Annotated in this window: 21 protein-coding genes; 17 read left to right on the plus strand and 4 right to left on the minus strand. The window is 63.7% G+C overall.

The window, feature by feature from the left end; genetic code table 11:
- Positions 1 to 163 precede the first annotated feature (163 nt).
- The 7 genes from MAFF_RS11580 to MAFF_RS11610 all read left to right on the plus strand — a co-directional run bounded on the left by MAFF_RS11580 (position 164) and on the right by MAFF_RS11610 (position 6,319).
- Complete coding sequence (locus MAFF_RS11580; RefSeq protein ID WP_044548272.1) at positions 164 to 397, plus strand: BrnA antitoxin family protein; 234 nt, start codon at positions 164 to 166, stop codon at positions 395 to 397.
- A 134-nt stretch (positions 398 to 531) separates the two neighbouring features.
- A complete protein-coding gene (gene lgt / locus MAFF_RS11585) occupies positions 532 to 1,392 on the plus strand; it encodes a prolipoprotein diacylglyceryl transferase (RefSeq protein WP_010911097.1) in 861 nt (286 codons plus the stop codon).
- Entirely contained in the window at positions 1,389 to 2,477 is a 1,089-nt protein-coding gene (locus MAFF_RS11590) for a class I SAM-dependent methyltransferase (RefSeq protein ID WP_010911098.1), read from the plus strand. The genes lgt and MAFF_RS11590 overlap by 4 nt, the downstream gene beginning before the upstream one ends.
- Positions 2,478 to 2,593: 116 nt before the next feature.
- Positions 2,594 to 3,388 (plus strand): peptidoglycan editing factor PgeF, encoded by a 795-nt coding sequence (pgeF, locus tag MAFF_RS11595; protein WP_010911099.1) that lies wholly within the window; start codon positions 2,594 to 2,596, stop codon positions 3,386 to 3,388.
- Entirely contained in the window at positions 3,388 to 4,539 is a 1,152-nt protein-coding gene (locus MAFF_RS11600) for a M24 family metallopeptidase (RefSeq protein WP_010911100.1), read from the plus strand. Before pgeF ends, MAFF_RS11600 begins: the two co-directional genes overlap by 1 nt.
- Positions 4,540 to 4,582: 43 nt before the next feature.
- On the plus strand, positions 4,583 to 5,215 hold the full coding sequence (locus MAFF_RS11605; protein ID WP_044548273.1) for a hypothetical protein: 633 nt from the start codon (positions 4,583 to 4,585) through the stop codon (positions 5,213 to 5,215).
- A 168-nt stretch (positions 5,216 to 5,383) separates the two neighbouring features.
- Positions 5,384 to 6,319 (plus strand): ribose-phosphate pyrophosphokinase, encoded by a 936-nt coding sequence (locus MAFF_RS11610; RefSeq protein WP_010911102.1) that lies wholly within the window; start codon positions 5,384 to 5,386, stop codon positions 6,317 to 6,319.
- Between the two features lie 284 nt (positions 6,320 to 6,603).
- Here MAFF_RS11610 and MAFF_RS11620 read toward each other — a convergent pair whose 3' ends face one another.
- On the minus strand, positions 6,604 to 7,482 hold the full coding sequence (locus MAFF_RS11620) for an AraC family transcriptional regulator (RefSeq protein ID WP_010911103.1): 879 nt from the start codon (positions 7,480 to 7,482) through the stop codon (positions 6,604 to 6,606).
- Between the two features lie 151 nt (positions 7,483 to 7,633).
- Between MAFF_RS11620 and MAFF_RS11625 the strand changes: the two genes are divergently transcribed.
- On the plus strand, positions 7,634 to 8,875 hold the full coding sequence (locus MAFF_RS11625; protein ID WP_044550837.1) for an MFS transporter: 1,242 nt from the start codon (positions 7,634 to 7,636) through the stop codon (positions 8,873 to 8,875).
- 74 nt (positions 8,876 to 8,949) lie between these two features.
- Here MAFF_RS11625 and MAFF_RS11630 read toward each other — a convergent pair whose 3' ends face one another.
- Positions 8,950 to 9,807, minus strand: coding sequence for an alpha/beta fold hydrolase (locus MAFF_RS11630; protein ID WP_010911105.1), 858 nt, complete (start codon positions 9,805 to 9,807; stop codon positions 8,950 to 8,952).
- A gap of 163 nt (positions 9,808 to 9,970) precedes the next feature.
- Between MAFF_RS11630 and MAFF_RS11635 the strand changes: the two genes are divergently transcribed.
- From MAFF_RS11635 to MAFF_RS11675, 9 genes are all read left to right on the plus strand, one after another.
- On the plus strand, positions 9,971 to 10,399 hold the full coding sequence (locus MAFF_RS11635) for a MarR family winged helix-turn-helix transcriptional regulator (protein WP_010911106.1): 429 nt from the start codon (positions 9,971 to 9,973) through the stop codon (positions 10,397 to 10,399).
- A gap of 172 nt (positions 10,400 to 10,571) precedes the next feature.
- Entirely contained in the window at positions 10,572 to 11,483 is a 912-nt protein-coding gene (locus MAFF_RS11640; RefSeq protein WP_010911107.1) for a hypothetical protein, read from the plus strand.
- Between the two features lie 322 nt (positions 11,484 to 11,805).
- Positions 11,806 to 12,447, plus strand: coding sequence for a 50S ribosomal protein L25/general stress protein Ctc (locus MAFF_RS11645; RefSeq protein ID WP_010911108.1), 642 nt, complete (start codon positions 11,806 to 11,808; stop codon positions 12,445 to 12,447).
- Positions 12,448 to 12,469: 22 nt separating this feature from the next.
- Positions 12,470 to 13,192, plus strand: a complete 723-nt coding sequence (pth, locus tag MAFF_RS11650; protein ID WP_010911109.1) for an aminoacyl-tRNA hydrolase — start codon at positions 12,470 to 12,472, stop codon at positions 13,190 to 13,192.
- A 95-nt stretch (positions 13,193 to 13,287) separates the two neighbouring features.
- Positions 13,288 to 14,391, plus strand: coding sequence for a redox-regulated ATPase YchF (ychF, locus tag MAFF_RS11655; protein WP_010911110.1), 1,104 nt, complete (start codon positions 13,288 to 13,290; stop codon positions 14,389 to 14,391).
- An 18-nt stretch (positions 14,392 to 14,409) separates the two neighbouring features.
- Positions 14,410 to 15,201, plus strand: coding sequence for an APH(3')-II family aminoglycoside O-phosphotransferase (locus MAFF_RS11660; protein WP_010911111.1), 792 nt, complete (start codon positions 14,410 to 14,412; stop codon positions 15,199 to 15,201).
- 151 nt (positions 15,202 to 15,352) lie between these two features.
- Positions 15,353 to 16,327, plus strand: coding sequence for a magnesium/cobalt transporter CorA (gene corA / locus MAFF_RS11665; RefSeq protein ID WP_010911112.1), 975 nt, complete (start codon positions 15,353 to 15,355; stop codon positions 16,325 to 16,327).
- Positions 16,328 to 16,449: 122 nt separating this feature from the next.
- Positions 16,450 to 16,920, plus strand: a complete 471-nt coding sequence (locus MAFF_RS11670) for a MaoC family dehydratase (RefSeq protein WP_010911113.1) — start codon at positions 16,450 to 16,452, stop codon at positions 16,918 to 16,920.
- The gene (locus MAFF_RS11675) at positions 16,917 to 17,387 is read left to right on the plus strand and encodes a MaoC family dehydratase (protein WP_010911114.1); all 471 of its coding nucleotides are present in this window, start codon (positions 16,917 to 16,919) and stop codon (positions 17,385 to 17,387) included. The genes MAFF_RS11670 and MAFF_RS11675 overlap by 4 nt, the downstream gene beginning before the upstream one ends.
- Positions 17,388 to 17,429: 42 nt before the next feature.
- Here the strand turns inward: MAFF_RS11675 and MAFF_RS11680 are convergent, their stop codons facing one another.
- Positions 17,430 to 17,975 carry an adenine phosphoribosyltransferase gene (locus MAFF_RS11680; protein WP_010911115.1) on the minus strand — a complete coding sequence of 182 codons (546 nt, stop codon included), beginning with the start codon at positions 17,973 to 17,975 and terminating at the stop codon, positions 17,430 to 17,432.
- Between the two features lie 84 nt (positions 17,976 to 18,059).
- On the minus strand, positions 18,060 to 18,515 hold the full coding sequence (locus MAFF_RS11685) for a nuclear transport factor 2 family protein (protein ID WP_010911116.1): 456 nt from the start codon (positions 18,513 to 18,515) through the stop codon (positions 18,060 to 18,062).
- Positions 18,516 to 18,525: the final 10 nt, after the last annotated feature.

Here is an 18,525-nt window from a genome sequence, read left to right on the forward strand (position 1 = left end):
AAGAACGTTCAGGGCTGGTGCGCCCTCTGCGTTGCTATGGCGCATGGCGATGCCATGCCTGCGCCAAGCTTTCAAATGGCCCCAAGCTGTACTTGAGGACGTCAAATCGCCTACTGTGTGGTCATCACGCAGTGCTGCAGCACGCTCCAGTCAGGATCACCCAATGGCAACGCCCCCGCGCCGACCGACAAATCCGTTCGCGGCCGCCGAAGCGGCCTTCAAGCCGGTCAAGAAACCGGCAGCGCCAGTTCGCGAACCCTCGACCGCCCCGAATGTCCGCGAACTTGTCTCGATCCGGATCGACCGGGCCGTGCTCGATCATTTCCAGGAAGACGGTCCCGGCTGGCAGGACAGGATCAACGACGCATTGCGGCAGTGGCTGGCCGCCAAGGGTTGAACTCACCACCCACGGCGCGACGGCCCGCAAGAGTGATCCGTCGCGACGCTTGACGGCGGCCGGCTTGCCTTGACCCTGCCAAAACCCTGCCGCATGGTCCGCGCCCGAATGCGACCGCAACCGAGAGCTCCCCGTTGAACGAATATTTCCTGCTGCCGCTGGCCTCGCTGCCCTTCCCCAACATCAACCCGATCCTCATCCAGATCGGGCCGCTGGCGGTGCACTGGTACGGCGTCGGCTACATCGTCGGCATCCTGTTTGCCTGGTGGTATGCCAAGCGGCTTGCCGCCAACCCGAAGCTGTGGCCCGACGGCATCCTGCCAATGAAGCTGGAGGACCTCGACGATTTCATTGTCTGGGCGGCCATCGGCGTCGTGCTCGGCGGCCGCACCGGCTATGTGCTGTTCTATGATCTGCCGCGCTACATCGCGCATCCGCTCGACATCTTCGCCGTCTGGCAAGGCGGCATGTCGTTCCATGGCGGCCTGCTTGGGGTCATCCTTGCCATGACGCTGTTTTCCATCAAGCGCGGTATACGCACCTGGTCGCTGTTCGATGTCGTGGCCGCCGGCGTGCCGGTTGGGCTCGGCCTGGTGCGCGTCGCCAACTTCATCAATTCCGAGCTCTGGGGCCGGCCGACGGACGTACCCTGGGCAATAGAATTCCCCAATGGCGGACCGTTTACCCGCCATCCGAGCCAGCTCTACGAGGCCTTGCTCGAAGGCCTGGTGCTGTTTGTCGTGCTGCGCATCCTCACCCATTCGCGCCTCAAACTGAAGACGCCGCGCTTCGTCGGCGGCGCTTTCATCTGCGGCTACGGCCTGTCGCGCATCTTCGTCGAGTTCTTCCGCGAGCCCGACCAGCAGCTCGGCTACCTCCTCGGCACCAACTGGCTGACCATGGGCATGATCCTGTCGACGCCGATGGTGCTGGCCGGCATCTGGGCGATGGCGACGGCCAAGCCGGTGAAGCAAGCGCAGCCGCAGGCGACATGACGCGGCTGAAGACCCGAATCGTCGATCTGATCGATGCGCTGGGCCCCCTTCCCGTCAACGAATACATGGCGATGTGCCTGTTCGACCCCGCGGACGGCTACTACACGACACGCGAGCCCTTCGGCGCCGCCGGCGACTTCGTCACCGCGCCAGAGATCAGCCAGATGTTCGGCGAACTCGTCGCGGTCTGGCTCTACCAGGCCTGGGCTGCGATTGCCCGGCCGATGCCAGTCACCATCGCCGAGATCGGTCCGGGCCGCGGCACGCTGATGAAGGACATGCTGCGCACCCTGTCGCGGCTCGACCCGGCCCTGGCCAATGGCGCCGTCTTCGCCATGATCGAGACCAGTCCGCGCCTGGCCGAAATCCAGAAGCAGACGCTGGGCGCGACACCTTTCGCAGTTCGTTGGCACGAAACCATCGAGACACTGCCCGATCAGCCGCTTCTCATCGTCGGCAACGAATTGTTCGACGCCGTGCCGATCCGCCAGTTCGTCCGCACGGCCACCGGTTGGCGCGAGCGCATGGTCAGCCTCGACGACAAGGACGAGTTGCGCTTCTTCGCCGGCGCCGGCTCGATCGACCCAACCCTATTGCCACTCGACGCCGCTGAAGCGCCGCAGGGCGCGATCGTCGAAGTGGCACCGGCTCGCGCCGCCCTGATGGCCGCCATTGCCGGGCGCATGGCCCGAAACGGCGGCGCCGGCCTGTTTCTCGACTATGGTCATCTGCAGCCAGGTGTCGGCGACACGCTACAGGCCTTGCGCCGACACAATCACGAAGATGTGCTGGCCAATCCCGGCGAAGCCGATCTCACCTCGCATGTCGATTTCGCCGCCCTTGCCGCCACCGTGCGCGCGCATGGCCTCGACGTCCATCTGTCGACGCAAGGCAGTTTCCTGCTCGGCATGGGCATTCTCGAGCGTGCCGGCCGGCTTGGCGCCGATGGCGACCAGGCGGCCCGCGACAAGATCACCGGCGAGGTCGAGCGTCTTGCTGGCCCGCAGGCCATGGGAGAACTGTTCAAGGTGCTTGCCGTCCTGCCGCGCGGCGTGCCGATCCGGCCCTTCGCGACGGCGGATTGACTTTTCACCGCTGCCCCTCCCAATCTCCCGTCCGGTAGAAGAGCGGGCGAACCGCCGGCCGCCTCGCTTCCGGACTTTTTCTTGACGAAACCGCCCACACGGACAACAACGCCCGCATGCTGAATCAGACCAAACCGGATCCCGTTCGGTCGCCGCTGCTGGACAAGGCGCAGGCGCAAGGCATCCGCCATGGCTATTTCACCCGCACGGGTGGCGTCTCGACGGGCATCTATCAGGGCCTCAACATCGGCACCGGGTCGGATGATGACAAGGCGCTGGTGGCCGAGAATCGCGCCCGTGTCGCCGCCTGGATGGGCGTGCCGGCGAACCATCTGCTAACCGCATGGCAGATCCATTCGCCCGACGTCATCGTCGCCAGGGAACCCTTTGCCGGCGAACGGCCCAAGGCCGATGCCATCGTCACCGACCGTCCGGGCATCGCCATCGGCGCCTCGACCGCCGACTGTGGCCCGGTGCTGTTTGCCGATTCCGGCGCGCGCATCATCGGCGCGGCGCATGCCGGCTGGAAAGGCGCTTTTACGGGCGTGCTGGAGAACACAGTTGCCGCCATGGAAAGCCTGGGCGCCCGGCGCGAAAACATCGTCGCCGTGCTCGGCCCCTCGATCGGCCCCGCCAATTATGAAGTAGGGCCGGAATTCGTTGCCCGCTTCGTCGAGGCCGACGCGGAGAACATCGGCTATTTCGCGCCCTCCGCCACATCAGGCCATGCCATGTTCGACCTCAACCGTTACACGGTCGACCGGCTTGTCAGGGCAGGAGTGACCGCTGAAGGCCTCGGCCGCTGCACCTATGCCGAGGAAGATCTGTTTTACTCCTACCGGCGCACCACGCACCGCGGGGAATCCGATTACGGCCGGCAGGTTTCGGCCATCGTTTTGGAGAGTGAATAATGGCGCTGCATTTTGAACGATCGGAATTTGACGCGCGGCGCGACCGGCTGATGATCGAGATGGCCGAGAAGAAGCTCGACGCCATCCTGCTGTTCGCGCAGGAAAGCATGTATTGGCTGACCGGCTACGACACGTTCGGCTTCTGCTTCTTCCAGTGCCTGGTGGTGAAGGCCGACGGCTCGATGGTGCTTTTGACCCGCTCGGCCGACCTGCGGCAGGCGCGCCACACCTCGATCATCGACAACGTCGTGCTGTGGACCGACCGCAACGGCGCCAACCCGGCGGTTGACCTGCGCAATCTGCTCAACGACCTCGACCTGCTCGGCGCCCGCATCGGCGTCGAATACGACACCCATGGCCTGACCGCCTACAATGGCCGCCGGCTCGACGAGCAGTTGCAGACCTTCGGCCAGATCGCCGACGCATCCGGCATTGTCGGCCGGCTGCGCCTGTTCAAGAGCCCGGCCGAGATCGCCAAGGCCGAGAAGGCCGCCAATCTCTCCGACGACGCGCTGGACGCGGCACTGCCGCTGATCAAGCAGGGCGGCGACGAGGCGCTGATCCTGGCCGCCATGCAGGGCGCGATCTTTGCCGGCGGCGGCGACTATCCGGCCAACGAGTTCATCATCGGTTCGGGCGTCGACGCGCTGCTGTGCCGCTACAAGGCCGGCCGCCGCAAGCTCACCAAGAACGACCAGCTGACGCTCGAATGGGCCGGTGTCTTCCATCACTACCACGCGCCGATGATGCGCACGGTGTTGACCGGCAAGGTGTCGAAGCGCCATCAGGAGCTGTTCGATGCCGCGCGTGCCGCCCTTATCGCGGTGGAAAAGGCGATGACGCCGGGCAATACGTTCGGCGATGTCTTCGACGCCCACGCCCGCACCATGGAGGCGCACGGCCTGACCAAGCACCGGCTGAACGCCTGTGGCTACTCCGTCGGCGCCCGCTTCACGCCGTCCTGGATGGACATGCCGATGTTCTACCAGGGCAATCCCGAGCCGATCGCGCCGCACATGACGCTGTTCGCGCACATGATCATCATGGATTCCGAGACCGAGACGGCAATGACGCTTGGCCGCACCTACCTGACCACCGAATCCCAGCCGAAGCCGCTTTCCCGCCATGATCTCGACTTGATCGTACAGTGAATCCATAATGGGAGGCGTTCTTCGCCAAGGAGTTAGAAGGCAAATGAGACGATCGCATGTGACGACCGTGTCATTGCTTGTGGCATTGGCTCTGGCTGCCTGCACCAACGCAAAGGACGTTCTCGAACCTTCCGCCATCACCCCGCCGGCGACTTCGGGGCCGGTGGCGCCGGGCAGTACGGCGGCCACGGTTCCCACCCCGTCAACAGCTGCGCCTGCGACCACCACGGCGGGGGCGCCCGCAACCACCACCACGCCGCTCACCTCAGCCCAAAGTGCTGCCATCCTGTCGAAGACCCGGCTGCAGATCGCGCCGATCGTCGGCGCTTCGGTCGATGCCGCGACCCCGCTGACGGCGGAACTGCAGACGCGCGCCAGGCAGCGTGGAATTACGCTTGCCGGCAGCGCCGACCAGACCGCGACCCATGTGCTGAAGGGTTATTTCTCGGCGATTTCGGAGGGCAAGGACACCACCGTCATCTATGTCTGGGACGTCTACGACCCTTCAGGCAACCGCCTGCACCGCATCAACGGCCAGATGAAGGCGCCTTCGGTCAATTCCGCCGCCGGCGCGGGCGCCGACAGCTGGAAGGGGGTCTCGCCGGCCACCATGCAGGCGATCGCCGACCAGACCATCGACCAGTTCGCGGCATTTCTGGGCGGCAAGGCTGGCTAGCAAGACATGCCTGAGTGTTGCCTCTCGGCGATGGCACCAACCTTTCTTCAGCTTAGCCGGCGGATTCCCGATCTCGGCGCTTGCAATACCAGCACGGGCCGCTAAAAGCCCGATTAAAAGGTACGGGAGAGTCTGTCAGGCCTTCCCATCCCCCACCAGGAACGGTGCATGAAACTCTTCGCGGGCAATTCCAACAGGGTGCTGGCCGAAGCGGTCGCCCGCTATCTCAACATCCCGCTGGGCAAGGCCACTGTCAGGCGCTTCGCCGACCAGGAAATCTTCGTCGAAATCCAGGAAAACGTGCGCGGCGAGGATGTCTTCATCCTGCAGTCGACCTCGTTTCCGACCAACGATCATTTGATGGAACTGCTCATCATGATCGACGCCTTCATGCGCTCCTCGGCCAAGCGCATCACGGCGGTGATTCCCTATTTCGGCTATGCCAGGCAGGACCGCCGGGCGTCGGGCCGCACGCCGATCTCGGCCAAGCTGGTCGCCAACATGATCACCCGCGCCGGCGTCGACCGCGTTCTGACGCTGGACCTGCATGCCGGCCAGATCCAGGGCTTCTTCGACATCCCGACCGACAACCTGTTCTCGGTGCCGGTGATGGCCCGCGACGTGAAGGCGAAATACAAGCAGCTCGGCAACGTCGTGGTGGTGTCGCCCGACATTGGCGGCGTGGTGCGGGCGCGGGCGCTTGCCAAGCGCTTCGACGCGCAGCTCGCCATCGTCGACAAGCGCCGTGAGCGCCCGGGCGAATCGGAAGTCATGAACATTATCGGCGCGGTCGCCGGCAAGGACTGCCTGCTGATCGACGACATCGTCGATTCCGGCGGCACGCTGTGCAATGCCGCCGATGCGCTCTTGGCCAACGGTGCCACCAGCGTCACCGCCTATATCACCCATGGCGTGCTGTCAGGCGGCGCTGTGGCCCGTATCAGCGGCTCGAAACTGCAGGAACTGGTGATCACCGATTCCATCCAGCCGACGCAAGGCGTGCTCGACGCCCCCAACATCCGCGTCATCTCGATCGCCGACCTGATGGGCGAAGCGATCTCGCGCACGGCAACCGAGGAGTCGGTGTCGAGCCTGTTCGACTAAACCTCCGCTATCGACGAGACGTCACCCGGGCGGAGCGGACGCCCCTGTTCGCGCCTGCGGGCATCCCCGCGGACGTGATCGAGGTTCTCCACAAGGCAGCAGCCGAAGCGCTGCAGGATCCTGATGTGATTGCGCGCATGGGCCAATTCAGCGCCTCGATCATGGCCTCCACCCCGGAAGAGCTGGCAACGCATGTGAAGGCTGAACTCGCCAAGTGGGAGCCGATCGTCAAGCCCGAGCGGCGTTCAGATGGACTAGGCGTCAACGCGCTCCGGCATTGCTTACTATGGCGCCGGAGCCTCAAGGCGGGGCGGGGCTCGCCTTATGCCTTCGCCATTGTCTCGCGCGCCGCGCATATAGCCGCGCGGCGACGAGCCCAGCATGCGCTTGAACATGGTGATGAAGGCCGGCACGCTGTCATAGCCGAGATCGAGCGCCACCCTGGTGATCGGCTCGCCATCGGCGAGCCGCGGCAGCGCCGCGAACAAGCAGGCCTGCTGGCGCCACGTCGACAGCGACAGGCCGGTCTGGCGCTGGAAGGCGCGCGTGAAGGAGCGCCGGCTCATGCCGGCGGCATCGGCCCATTCGTCGATCGTCGCATGCGGTGAAGGTGCCGCGACAAAGCGGCGGCAGAGCGCCGCCAGCCTCGCATCGGACGGAAATGGCAGGCCGAGCGGCCGTTCCGGCAAGGTCGGGATCTCATGCAGCAACAGCTTCATGATCAACCCGCCGCGTCCCTCCAGCTCGCCGCCTTGCGGCAGTTTCTCCGATTCCACGATCAGGCTGTGCATCAGCTCGGTGACGCCGACGACGCGCAAGCCTTCCGGCAGCCCCGGGATTGCGCCCGGCATGACGTAGACCGAGCGCATCGAGACATCGCCCAGCATCTCGACGGAATGCTCGATGCCGGCCGGAATCCACATCGCATGGTCTGGTGGCACCATCCAGCGCCCATGCCGCGTCGTCACCAGCACCACGCCGACCAGCGCGTGCAGCAACTGGCTGCGCCTGTGGCGGTGTTGCGGCACGTGGTAGCCGTCGGGATATTCCGTCGGCAACGCCACCGCCGGCCCGGCGACCTCCTCCAGCCATTGCCAGCGGCTCTGGTGCAATTGGCCGAGATCGGCATTGCCGGCGCGGAAGATTTCCCTGCCATGCGGCATCTTGTATGGCCCACTTGCGAAACTATTGGACCAAACCACGAAAGAAGTTGCGCGGCAAGCGGCCTATAAGGCAACCGTCCCTAAGGCGGCCGCGGGAGCGTCCGCTAGATTGCCCGCGGGCGTGCCCGCCAAAAAGACCACGGAGCCTGCCTTGACCGATACGACAGCCGCCAGCGTCGCGTCACCAGCGACCGCCAGTCACGCCTCAGCTCAGGCGACGGCCTTCACCGTCATCCTGGCGGTGAGCTTCTGCCATTGCATCAACGACATCATGCAATCGCTGCTGTCGGCCATTTATCCGCTTCTGAAACAGAATTACGGCCTCGATTTCTGGCAGATTGGCCTGCTGACCTTCACCTTCCAGGTGACGGCGTCCTTGCTGCAGCCGGTGATCGGCATGATCACCGACAAGCGGCCGATGCCCTATTCCCTGCCCTACGGCATGGCCTCGTCTCTGATCGGCCTGGTCGTGCTGGCCTACGCCGGGCACTATTATCTGCTGCTGATCGGCGCCTCGCTGATCGGCATCGGCTCGGCGATCTTCCATCCCGAATCCTCGCGCATCGCGCGCTTTGCTTCCGGCGGCCGGTTTGGCCTGGCGCAGTCGCTGTTCCAGGTCGGCGGCAATTTCGGCCAGTCCATGGGGCCGCTGCTGGCCGCCTTCATCGTCGTGCCGTTTGGCCAGACCAGCATCGCCTGGTTCGCCGTCGGCTCGCTGATCGGCATCGTCGTTTTGTGGCAGGTCGGCGGCTGGTACAGTCGCCTGCGCGCCGCGCAAGGCACCCGCAAGGCGGTAAGCTTCGTCTCGCCCTTCCCGCGCCGCAAAGTCATGAGCGCGCTGATCGTACTGACGCTGCTGGTGCTGAGCAAGAACGCCTACATCGCCAGCCTCGCCAGCTACTACACCTTCTACTCCATCCATAAATTCGGGGTGTCCGTGCAGATGAGCCAGGTGATGCTGTTCCTGTTCCTCGGCGCCTCGGCGCTGGGCATCCTGCTCGGCGGGCCGTTCGGCGACCGCTACGGACAGAAAGCGATGATCTGGTTCTCGATCGTCGGCGTGCTGCCCTTCACGCTGGCGCTGCCCTACGCCAATCTGGAATGGACGATGGTGCTGACCGTGCTGATCGGGCTGATCCTGTCGTCGGCCTTCTCCAACATCGTCGTCTTCGCGCAGGAACTGGTGCCGGGCCGCGTCGGCATGATCGCCGGCATCTTCTTCGGCTTCGCCTTCGGCATGGGCGGCATCGCGGCGGCCGTGCTCGGCGTCGTCGCCGACATGAAGGGCATCGATTTCGTCTTCCAGGTCTGCTCGTATCTGCCGCTCCTGGGCCTGCTGACGGTATTCCTGCCCAACATGAAGGAAGCACGGAAGGCGCAGGCTGTGGCCTAAACGCGGCGGATCGGAATTCAAATGAAAAGGCCCCCGCCGGATGGGCGCGGGCCTTGCCTATACCGCGGAAGGCTTTAAGCCTTGAAGAAGGCCAGCAGGTCGGCGTTGATGACATCCGCATGGGTTGTCGCCATGCCGTGCGGGAAACCCTTGTAGACCTTGAGCTCGCCCTTCTTGAGCAGCTTGATCGACAGCAGCGCCGAGTCGGCGATCGGGACGATCTGGTCGTCGTCACCATGCATGACCAGCACCGGCACGTCGATCGCCTTCAGGTCCTCGGTGAAGTCGGTTTCCGAGAAAGCCTTGATGCAATCGTAATGCGCCTTGGTGCCGCCCATCATGCCCTGGCGCCACCAATTGTCGACCACGCCCTGCGAAACCTCGGCACCCGGGCGGTTGAAGCCATAGAACGGACCGGCAGGAACGTCGCGGAAGAACTGGGCGCGGTTGGCTGCCTGGGCAGCGCGGAAACCGTCGAAGACCTCGATCGGCAGGCCGCCGGGATTGGCAGCCGTCTTGAGCATGATTGGCGGCACCGCGCCGATCAGCACCGCCTTGGCGACGCGGCCGCCCGAGCCGTACTTCGCGACATAGCGCGCCACCTCGCCGCCGCCGGTCGAATGGCCGACATGGATAGCGTTCTTGAGGTCGAGATGCGCCGCGAGTTCAGCGACATCGGCGGCGTAGGTGTCCATCTCGTTGCCGATATCCGTCTGCGTCGAGCGGCCATGGCCGCGCCGGTCATGGGCGATGACGCGGTAGCCTTGCGCAAGGAAGAACAGCATCTGTGCGTCCCAGTCGTCGCTGCTCAACGGCCAGCCATGATGGAAGACGATGGGCTGCCCGGTTCCCCAGTCCTTGTAGAAAATCTGCGTGCCGTCCTTGGTGGTGATCGTGCCGCTGCCGGAACCGGATTTTGTCTTCGAAGCCATCTCAATCTCCTTTGATTGTTTTCGCGATAGACAATATCGCGATATCCATATGGCTAGCGCAGCCTTGAGCCCCTGTCTACAAAGATATGTATCGCGATATCATTTTTCGTGGTATCGAATTCCTTGCGCCGACAAACAAAGGTCGGCAAACAAGGAACGCGTCGTGCCTCTCCCGTTGGACAATCAGCTCTGCTTCACGCTCTATGCCACCAGCATGGCGATCAACCGCACCTACAAGCCGATGCTGGACGAAATGGGGATCACCTATCCGCAATATCTCGTGCTCAACGCGCTGGGTGAGGCCGACGGCATGTCGGTCGGCTCGATTGCGCATAGGCTCGCTTTGGAATCGAGCACCGTCACGCCACTGGTGAAGCGAATGGAACAGGCCGGGTTGGTCACCCGCCAGCGCAGCCAGGTCGATGAGCGCCAGGTTCAGGTCGACCTGACATCAACCGGGCGCGCGCTGCTCGTCCAGTGCAACTGCCTCAACGAGACCTTGATCAAGCGCTCGGGCATGACGCTGGCTGAGCTCGATGCGCTGAACCGGCAAGTCCAGGCGCTGCGCGATGCGTTGAACGGCCATCGGTAGCCACCGGCTGAAGCTCGAGTGCCTTGGGGCGGCTTGAACTGCGCTCGCGCGGAATCGAAATGCTTCCTTCGTTCGCCCTCTCGTGCTCAGGCTGGCACGAAACGAAATTCGAACATGAGGAGTCGCGGGGAGTTGACCTGCAGGCTCTGTCTGCGCTTTGTCTGGATTCGCCATGCACGCCCAACCGCTTCGTGTTTTGACCCTTCTGACGCGTCACGGGACCGAGAAGTATCCGACCGCATGGCAGGACTTGCGAGCTATGTTCGCCCACCAGATGCCGGACGTCGCGCATCGCATGCTCGTGATCGACAATTCGCTGCCGGTCGGCCATGGCTCTGATTTAGACCACGGGGTCGAACTGATCGGCGCGTCGAACGAAGATTGGGAGTTCTCCGCGTGGGACTGCGGCATCAATCATACCGGCGCCAAACTGCATCACTATGATCTGATCCACTTGGCCACCTCGGCTTTCGCAGCATCCGGATCTGATTATCTCAAATTGATTGATGCTGGCTCGTTGCGGTCGTTGCTTGGCTTGCAGGGAGCGCTGGGGTGCATTGATTCTCACCGCGAGGCCGTCTCGATTTTCGGAATCCGTTCGCAGGCCTGGCTCCGCAGCTCGTTCATCCTGATGAACCCGCGGCAACTCAGCAGCCTGGGATCCTTGGTAAGCGTCGGCAGGGACGCGCCGATTTTCAGCGGCAACCCTCGACAGCCCTTCCGTGATGACGCACCGATCTCGCAAGCATATCAGCAGCTTTTGCTGCATTGGCTCACCGGCGACGGAGCAGGCAAGGAGGCGGTCTGGCACTCAAGGTTCGATCTTACACCTGAAACGCTGCCGTTTTTCGAAAGCAAGACCCGGGCTATTCTCAATGAGCTGATGCTCACCAACCGGTTGCTGGCCAATGGATGCCCGCTTGTCGACGTGACATGGCTGGCGCAGAGGGCTCGGGCGGCGAGCACGGAAGCCGAGATTGATATTCCGGACTGGCGCGTGCAGATCAGCGCCCGAGCGCGTTCCAGGCGCACTTTGACCCAAAAGCTTTGCCGCTGGTTGTCTAAACATATGTCGTCGCAATGATGACTGCCACCGCTGGCTGCCCACCGCAGGCATGGCAACTCCTTGGCGAACCGTCAGACGAAGATCGATCCTCGAACTGCCTTTCATGCCCTCCAGCCCAACCGCTTGCACCTCTCGCCACCTTCCGCTATAGAGCCGCCACCCGCGTAGACACCCTTGGAGGCAACGCGGCGGAAGGCTGCCTTCCCTTGTGATCCCGAACAAAGCTCCGTCTCAAAGCCGGTGCCCTCGTTCGGGCATCGAGGTCCGGCGGCTTTCGACGTTTACGGCTTGGGCAACTTGCGCTGCCGCAAACGCTCCATAACACGCGAAAGGAAAAGCCATGAGCCACGATACTTACGAGCTCAAGGCCGAAGCGCGCGAACAGGTCGGTAAGGGGTCCGCCCGTGCAGTTCGCCGCAACGGTAAAGTGCCTGCAGTAATCTATGGTGACAAGCAGCCTCCCCTGGCGATCGCTCTCACCTATAAGGACATCTACTACAAGATCCATGGCGGTGGGTTCCTGACCACGATCGCCACGATCGATGTCGACGGCAAGAAGATCCAGGTCCTGCCAAAGGATTTTCAGCTCGACCCGGTCAAGGATTTCCCCGTCCATGTCGACTTCCTGCGCATCGGCAAGGACACCGAGGTCAATGTCGACGTGCCTGTCCACTTCATCAATGAGGACAAGTCGCCCGGCATCAAGCGCGGCGGCGTGCTCAACATCGTGCGTCACGAAGTCGAGTTCCACTGCCCGGCCAATGCGATCCCGGAATTCATCACCATCGATCTCACCGGCACCAACATCGGCGACTCGATCCACATCTCGGCGGTCCAGCTGCCGGCGGGCGTCAAGCCGGTCATCTCCGACCGCGACTTCACCATCGCGACCATTGCCGGTTCGTCGGCGATGAAGCCGGAGGCGGAAGAGACGGTCGAAGTGGCTGCACCTGAGGCGGCTCCTGTCGCCGAAGAGAAGTAACTCTTTCCGCCCGGAGCAGACGATGCTTGTCTTTGCAGGCCTCGGCAATCCGGGCGCGAAATACGCTGATAACCGGCACAATGTCGGCTTCATGGCGGCGGACGCAATCGCCCGCCGCCATTCCTTTTCGCCCTGGTCGAAGAAATTCCAGGGCCTGATCGCCGAGGGCACGATTGCCGGCGAAAAGATCATCCTGATCAAGCCCCAAACCTTCATGAACCTGTCCGGCCAGTCGGTCGGCGAAGCGCTGCGCTTCTACAAGCTCGAGCTTTCCGCGCTCACCGTCTTCTATGACGAGATCGACCTCGCCGAAGGCAAGCTGCGCATCAAGACCGGCGGCGGCGCCGGCGGCCACAACGGCATCCGCTCGATCGACGGCCATATCGGCAACGCCTATCGCCGCGTGCGCATCGGCGTCGGCCATCCCGGCATCAAGGAAATGGTCCAGCATCATGTGCTCGGCGACTTCGCCAAGGCCGACCGCGAATGGCTCGATCCCTTGCTCGATGCGATCGCCGACAACGCCGCCATGATCGTCAAGGGCGACGAATCCGGCTTCATGAACAAGGCCGCCCTCGCCGTCCAGGGTAAGGCGATAGCCGAGCTGGAAAAGCCGGCGCAGAAGCAGCAGCCCAAACAACAGAGCCACATCCGCCAGGCGCGGTCGCAACAAGCACCCGCCAAACTGCCGGAGACCGGCCCGATGGCCGCCATGCTGAAGAAACTCTTCGGCAACAAGGACTGAGCGGGCCCGCATGCGGCCCTACAGGGCTTGACGTAGATCACCCCTATCGCCCATAGCCCTCATCAAATTTCGCTTTTCCGACAGGACTGGACAAAATGGGTTTCAAATGCGGCATCGTTGGCTTGCCCAACGTCGGCAAGTCGACGCTCTTCAACGCGCTGACCAGGACGGCGGCGGCGCAGGCCGCCAACTATCCGTTCTGCACCATCGAACCGAACACCGGCGAGGTGGCGGTGCCCGACCCGCGCTTGCAGAAGATCGCGGCCATCGGCAAGTCGAAGGAGATCATCCCGACCCGCATCTCCTTCGTCGACATCGCCGGCCTGGTGCGCGGCGCCTCGAAGGGCGAAGGGCTAGGCAACCAGTTCCTCGCCAACATCCGCGAGGTCGACGCCATCGTGCACGTGCTGCGCTGCTTCGAGGATGACGACATTACCCATGTCGAGGGCCGCATCGACCCCGTCGCCGACGCCGAGACGGTCGAGACCGAGCTGATGCTCGCTGACCTCGACAGCCTGGAGCGCCGCATCGTCCAGATCCGCAAGCGCGCCGGCAGCAAGGACAAGGAAGCCACCACTGTCCTGCCGATGATGGAGGCCGCGCTCGAATTGCTGCAGGCCGGCAAGCCGACCCGCGTCCTGCTCAAGGGCATCTCGGCCGAGGATCTGCGCATCCTGCAGGGCTTGAACTTGCTGACCTCGCACCCCGTGCTCTATGTCTGCAACGTTGGCGAAGCCGACGCCGCGACCGGCAACGAGCACACCAGGGCCGTGGAAAAGATGGCCGCTGCTCAGGGCGCCGGCACCGTGGTGATCTCGGCCGCGATCGAAGCCGAAGTCGCCCAGCTCTCCGACGAGGAAGAGATGGAATTCCTGTCCTCGCTCGGCCTCGACGAGCCGGGGCTCAACAAGGTCATCCGCGCCGGTTATGAGCTTTTGCATCTTATCACCTATTTCACCGTCGGGCCGAAGGAGACGCGCGCCTGGACCATCCACAAGGGCGACAAGGCCCCGCAGGCGGCCGGCGTCATCCACACCGACTTCGAACGCGGCTTCATCCGCGCCCAGACCATCGCCTATAACGACTTCGTCACGCTGGGCGGTGAAGTGGCGGCCAAGGAAGCCGGCAAGGCGCGCGACGAAGGCAAGGAATATGTCGTCCAGGACGGCGACATCATGCTGTTCAAGTTCAACACCTGACGCTCCAAGCAGCAGACGATGTCCAGCCGTCCTGCGGAAACCGGCCTGCCGAACGGGTTGCGCCAGTTGGTTTCCGGCTATCGCTGGCATCGGCAGACCATCGGCCAGTCACAGGCCGGCGTGTTCCGGCTGGCAGCCGACGGCAGGCCGGCGCTGTTCCTGAAATGCGAGCGCAGCGGTCCCTTTGCCGAACTCGCCGATGAAGCCGCACGGCTGCGCTGGCTTACCGGACAAGGCGTTGCTTGCCCCGATGTGATCGCCCTGGAAAGCCATGCCGGCTACGACTGGCTGCTGATGTCGGCCGTCGCCGGCGAGGATCTGGCGTCGGCGGCGATCGATCAGGCCGATGTCATCGGCATCATGGCGAGCGCGCTTCGCGATCTGCATGCGATCGACATCCGCTCCTGTCCCTTCGACCATCGCCTCATCAGGCGGATCGCGGCGGCGCGGGCCCGTATGGAAGGCGGCCAAGTCGACGAAAGCGATTTCGACGAGGAACGGCAAGGGCGGACCGACGCCGAGGTCTTCGCCGAGCTTGAGGCACTCCGGCCGGCGACCGAGGATCTTGTGGTCACCCATGGCGACGCCTGCCTGCCGAATGTCATGACTGCGGGGGGCGGTTTCAGTGGTTTCATCGATTGCGGCCGACTGGGCGTGGCGGATCGCCACCAGGATCTGGCGCTCGCCTGCTGGAGCATCCGCTACAATCTCGGCCAGGTCTGGATAGAGCCTTTTCTCAAGCGGTACGAGCCGCCGGAAACCGAGCCGGCGAAGCTTTCCTGGTATCGGCTGCTCGACGAGTTCTTCTGAGCGGCCGATCCCGGCCCGGCTCCCTGGGCTCGTCTTGATTTTGTCACCTCACGGGTCTAAGCGGCTGGCACACGGTCGCGCACACGACGAAGAGCCGTGCAATCCGACACGACGCGCAATCCGAACGCACCTTCGCAGGGGAGATCTGGCGATGATCAAGGCATTTGTCGTGGACAATGATCGCCTGCGCGTCGTCGACGACCTGCTGGCCGACGCCGACAGGGTCGTCTGGGCCGACCTGATCAGTCCGACCAAGGAAGAAGAGGCCACCATCGAGAGCTGGGTCGGCGTCGCCATCCCGACCCGCGAGGAGATGGAGGAGATCGAGATTTCCAGCCGCCTCTACATCGAGGACGGCGCCTACTTCATGACCGCCACTTTGCCCGCGCAGACCGAGGTCGACGATCCCCTGATGTCGCCTGTCACCTTCGCGCTTGCCGGCAACAGGCTGATCACCATTCGCTATCATGAACCGAAGGCCTTCAAGACCTTCCCGCTGCGCGCCGAGAAGGTGGCGACCGGCTGCACCAGCGGCGACACCATCTTGATCGGCCTCCTGGAAGCGATCGTCGACCGTCTCGCCGACATTCTCGAGCGCGCTGGCCGCGACATCGAGACGATTTCGCGCGACATTTTCGAAGCGCGCTCGACCAAGGTGTCGAAGCGCAACCGCGACTTCCAGGAACTGTTGAAAGCCATCGGCCGCAAGGAAGACATCGCCTCGTCCGTCCGCGACAGCCTGATCTCGCTGCAGCGCCTTGCTGGCTTCCTCGCCCATGTCGCGACCCTGACCAAGATGAGCAAGGATGTCCGCGCCCGCATCAAGACCTTGTCGCGCGACGTGCTGTCGCTCGCCGACCATGCCACCTTCCTGTCGCAGAAGATCTCCTTCCTGCTCGACGCCACGCTCGGCATGATCTCGATCGAGCAGAACGCCATCATCAAGATCTTCTCGGTCGCCGCCGTCATCTTCCTGCCGCCGACACTGGTCGCCTCGATCTACGGCATGAATTTCACCGTCATTCCCGAGCTGAAATGGGAGCTTGGCTATCCCTTCGCCATAGGCCTGATGATCCTGTCGGCGATCCTGCCCTTCTGGTATTTCCGCCGCCGCGGCTGGCTCTGACCGCTGCCGCCGGCGCCGGCTGCCTCAGGCTGGCTCACCAGAAAGGACTTGACCAAATCGCCCCTGGCCTGCATCCGGGTCTGCCGATCCGCGCGGGTCGGCGTTACGAGGGATGCCTGACCATGACCGGAAAAACATGGGCCTATGAGGATTTCGTCGAGGGCGCCTCGTTCGACCTTGGCACGAAACAGGTAAGCGCGGCCGAGATCATCGAGTTCGCCAGCGAATTCGATGCCCAGCCGATGCATCTCGACGAGGAGGCCGGCAAGGCCAGCATCCTCGGCGGTCTCTCGGCCTCGGGCTGGCACACCTGCGCCATGTTCATGCGCATGCTGTGTGACGCCTTCCTCTTGGATTCCACCTGTCAGGGCGCGCCCGGCGTCGATCAGGTCAAGTGGAAGAAACCGGTCCTGGCCGGCGATACGCTCCGAGGCAAGCTGGTTGTCCTGGCCAAGCGCCTGTCGCGATCGAAGCCGCAACTGGGCTTCATCACCATGCGCAGCGAGCTGGTCAACCAGCGTGGCGAAAGCGTCTTCGAGCTTGAGAATTCCGTCATGTTCCTGACGCGTGATGCCGCGGGGTATCAGGCGTGACCCTGGATGAGTTCTTCCGCATCGGCACCACGGTGACGCTGGGCTCGCACACATTCGAACCCGAAGCGATCAAGGCGTTCGCCCGCAAATACGACCCGCAGATCTTCCATATCGACGAGGAGGCCGCCAGGAAGAGCGTGCTTGGCGGGCTCTGCGCCTCCGGCTGGCACACCGCCGCCACCTGGATGAAGCTCAATCTCGAAGCGAGCATGGATGCCGAGGGGGCCAGCTGGAACGGCCCCGGCCCAGTCCCTGAGTTCGGCCCCTCGCCCGGTTTCAAGAACCTTAAGTGGCTGAAGCCGGTCCATGCCGGCGAGACCGTCACCTTCAGCCGCACTGCGCTATCCCATCGCGCCATCACCTCGCGCCCCGGCTGGCGAATGCTGTCGCTGCGCGCGGAAGCGTTCGATTCGACCGGCGACAAGGTGCTGGAGTTTGAAAGCGCCGTGCTGGTGAAGGTGGAGTAGCGCGGTTCTTCCTTCTCCCACAAGGGAGAAGGGAAGTCGCTCTTAGTGTCCCTCGAACCCGATCAGCGTCCTTACCGGCACGCCAAGCGCCTCGAGCTTGGCGCGGCCGCCAAGATCCGGCAGGTCGATGACGAAGCAAGCGGCAAGAATATCGGCGCCGATCTGGCGCAGCAGCTTGACCGCCGCTTCCGCGGTGCCGCCGGTGGCGATCAGGTCGTCGACCAGGATCACCTTTTCGCCCGGGGCAACGCCATCCTTGTGCATCTCCATCTCGTCCAGCCCGTATTCCAGACTGTAGGCGACGCGCACCGTGTCGAACGGCAACTTGCCCTTCTTGCGGATCGGCACGAAACCGGCCGAAAGCTGGTGGGCGACGGCGCCGCCCAGGATAAAGCCGCGCGCCTCGATGCCGGCGATCTTGTCGACCTTCTGGCCGGCATAGGGATGCACCAGTTCGTCGATGGCGCGGCGGAAAGCGCGCGCATTGCCAAGCAGCGTGGTGATGTCGCGAAACAGGATGCCGGGCTTCGGGTAATCCGGAATGGTGCGGATCGAAGCCAGCAGCGTGTCTTCGAGCGAAGGTTTCATGAGGCGGCTCCGGATGATCCAGCTTCGGCTGACAGGGCGTGAAACGGCGGCGGGCCAATCATGATCCGACGCGACCTGCAACGGCTAGCGCGATGTGGCGCCCGAGACAAGCGTGTCCGGCAAAGGAGTGATCGCACTCGCCTTGTCCCATGCCTGGGCAGCGATCCTCCATTGCCCCTCGCTTTTCACCAGCAGCATCATTTCCACCGAGCGGCTGGTCTCGTCCCCGTTCTCGGTCATCTCGGCCCCAACAGCAGCGATCGCGATGTTGCCGAAGACCGTGATTTGGAGGCCGAGCACAGCCTGGTCGAATGTCCTGAGCGACGTGTCCGAGAGCCTGCGCATCCGATCGACGAAATCGCCGACTGCCATCGGCTTTGCCGGACGGGCGGCGGGGAACAGGCTGGCACCGGCCAGGAAATCGCCGGTGAAATCATCCCAGCCGGGAGCGTGCTCCTCGCTCCAGCTCAGGCTTGCGAACTGGCGGACGATGATCGCCCTGATGGCGTCCCGATCACTGCTGCTTTGGCTGTCCGGCATGGCACCCTCC

The organism is Mesorhizobium japonicum MAFF 303099 (genome assembly GCF_000009625.1).
Lineage (GTDB): Bacteria > Pseudomonadota > Alphaproteobacteria > Rhizobiales > Rhizobiaceae > Mesorhizobium > Mesorhizobium japonicum.

What these genes read in the sequence shown, in the direction of transcription:
- MAFF_RS11580 (WP_044548272.1), top strand. Translation starts at nt 164, where the DNA reads ATGGCAACGCCCCCGCGCCGACCGACAAATCCGTTCGCGGCCGCCGAA.
- MAFF_RS11590 (WP_010911098.1), top strand. Translation starts at nt 1,389, where the DNA reads ATGACGCGGCTGAAGACCCGAATCGTCGATCTGATCGATGCGCTGGGC.
- pgeF (WP_010911099.1), top strand. Translation starts at nt 2,594, where the DNA reads ATGCTGAATCAGACCAAACCGGATCCCGTTCGGTCGCCGCTGCTGGAC.
- MAFF_RS11600 (WP_010911100.1), top strand. Translation starts at nt 3,388, where the DNA reads ATGGCGCTGCATTTTGAACGATCGGAATTTGACGCGCGGCGCGACCGG.
- MAFF_RS11605 (WP_044548273.1), top strand. Translation starts at nt 4,583, where the DNA reads ATGAGACGATCGCATGTGACGACCGTGTCATTGCTTGTGGCATTGGCT.
- MAFF_RS11610 (WP_010911102.1), top strand. Translation starts at nt 5,384, where the DNA reads ATGAAACTCTTCGCGGGCAATTCCAACAGGGTGCTGGCCGAAGCGGTC.
- MAFF_RS11620 (WP_010911103.1), bottom strand. Translation starts at nt 7,482, where the DNA reads ATGCCGCATGGCAGGGAAATCTTCCGCGCCGGCAATGCCGATCTCGGC.
- MAFF_RS11630 (WP_010911105.1), bottom strand. Translation starts at nt 9,807, where the DNA reads ATGGCTTCGAAGACAAAATCCGGTTCCGGCAGCGGCACGATCACCACC.
- MAFF_RS11640 (WP_010911107.1), top strand. Translation starts at nt 10,572, where the DNA reads ATGCACGCCCAACCGCTTCGTGTTTTGACCCTTCTGACGCGTCACGGG.
- MAFF_RS11645 (WP_010911108.1), top strand. Translation starts at nt 11,806, where the DNA reads ATGAGCCACGATACTTACGAGCTCAAGGCCGAAGCGCGCGAACAGGTC.
- pth (WP_010911109.1), top strand. Translation starts at nt 12,470, where the DNA reads ATGCTTGTCTTTGCAGGCCTCGGCAATCCGGGCGCGAAATACGCTGAT.
- ychF (WP_010911110.1), top strand. Translation starts at nt 13,288, where the DNA reads ATGGGTTTCAAATGCGGCATCGTTGGCTTGCCCAACGTCGGCAAGTCG.
- MAFF_RS11660 (WP_010911111.1), top strand. Translation starts at nt 14,410, where the DNA reads ATGTCCAGCCGTCCTGCGGAAACCGGCCTGCCGAACGGGTTGCGCCAG.
- corA (WP_010911112.1), top strand. Translation starts at nt 15,353, where the DNA reads ATGATCAAGGCATTTGTCGTGGACAATGATCGCCTGCGCGTCGTCGAC.
- MAFF_RS11670 (WP_010911113.1), top strand. Translation starts at nt 16,450, where the DNA reads ATGACCGGAAAAACATGGGCCTATGAGGATTTCGTCGAGGGCGCCTCG.
- MAFF_RS11680 (WP_010911115.1), bottom strand. Translation starts at nt 17,975, where the DNA reads ATGAAACCTTCGCTCGAAGACACGCTGCTGGCTTCGATCCGCACCATT.
- MAFF_RS11685 (WP_010911116.1), bottom strand. Translation starts at nt 18,515, where the DNA reads ATGCCGGACAGCCAAAGCAGCAGTGATCGGGACGCCATCAGGGCGATC.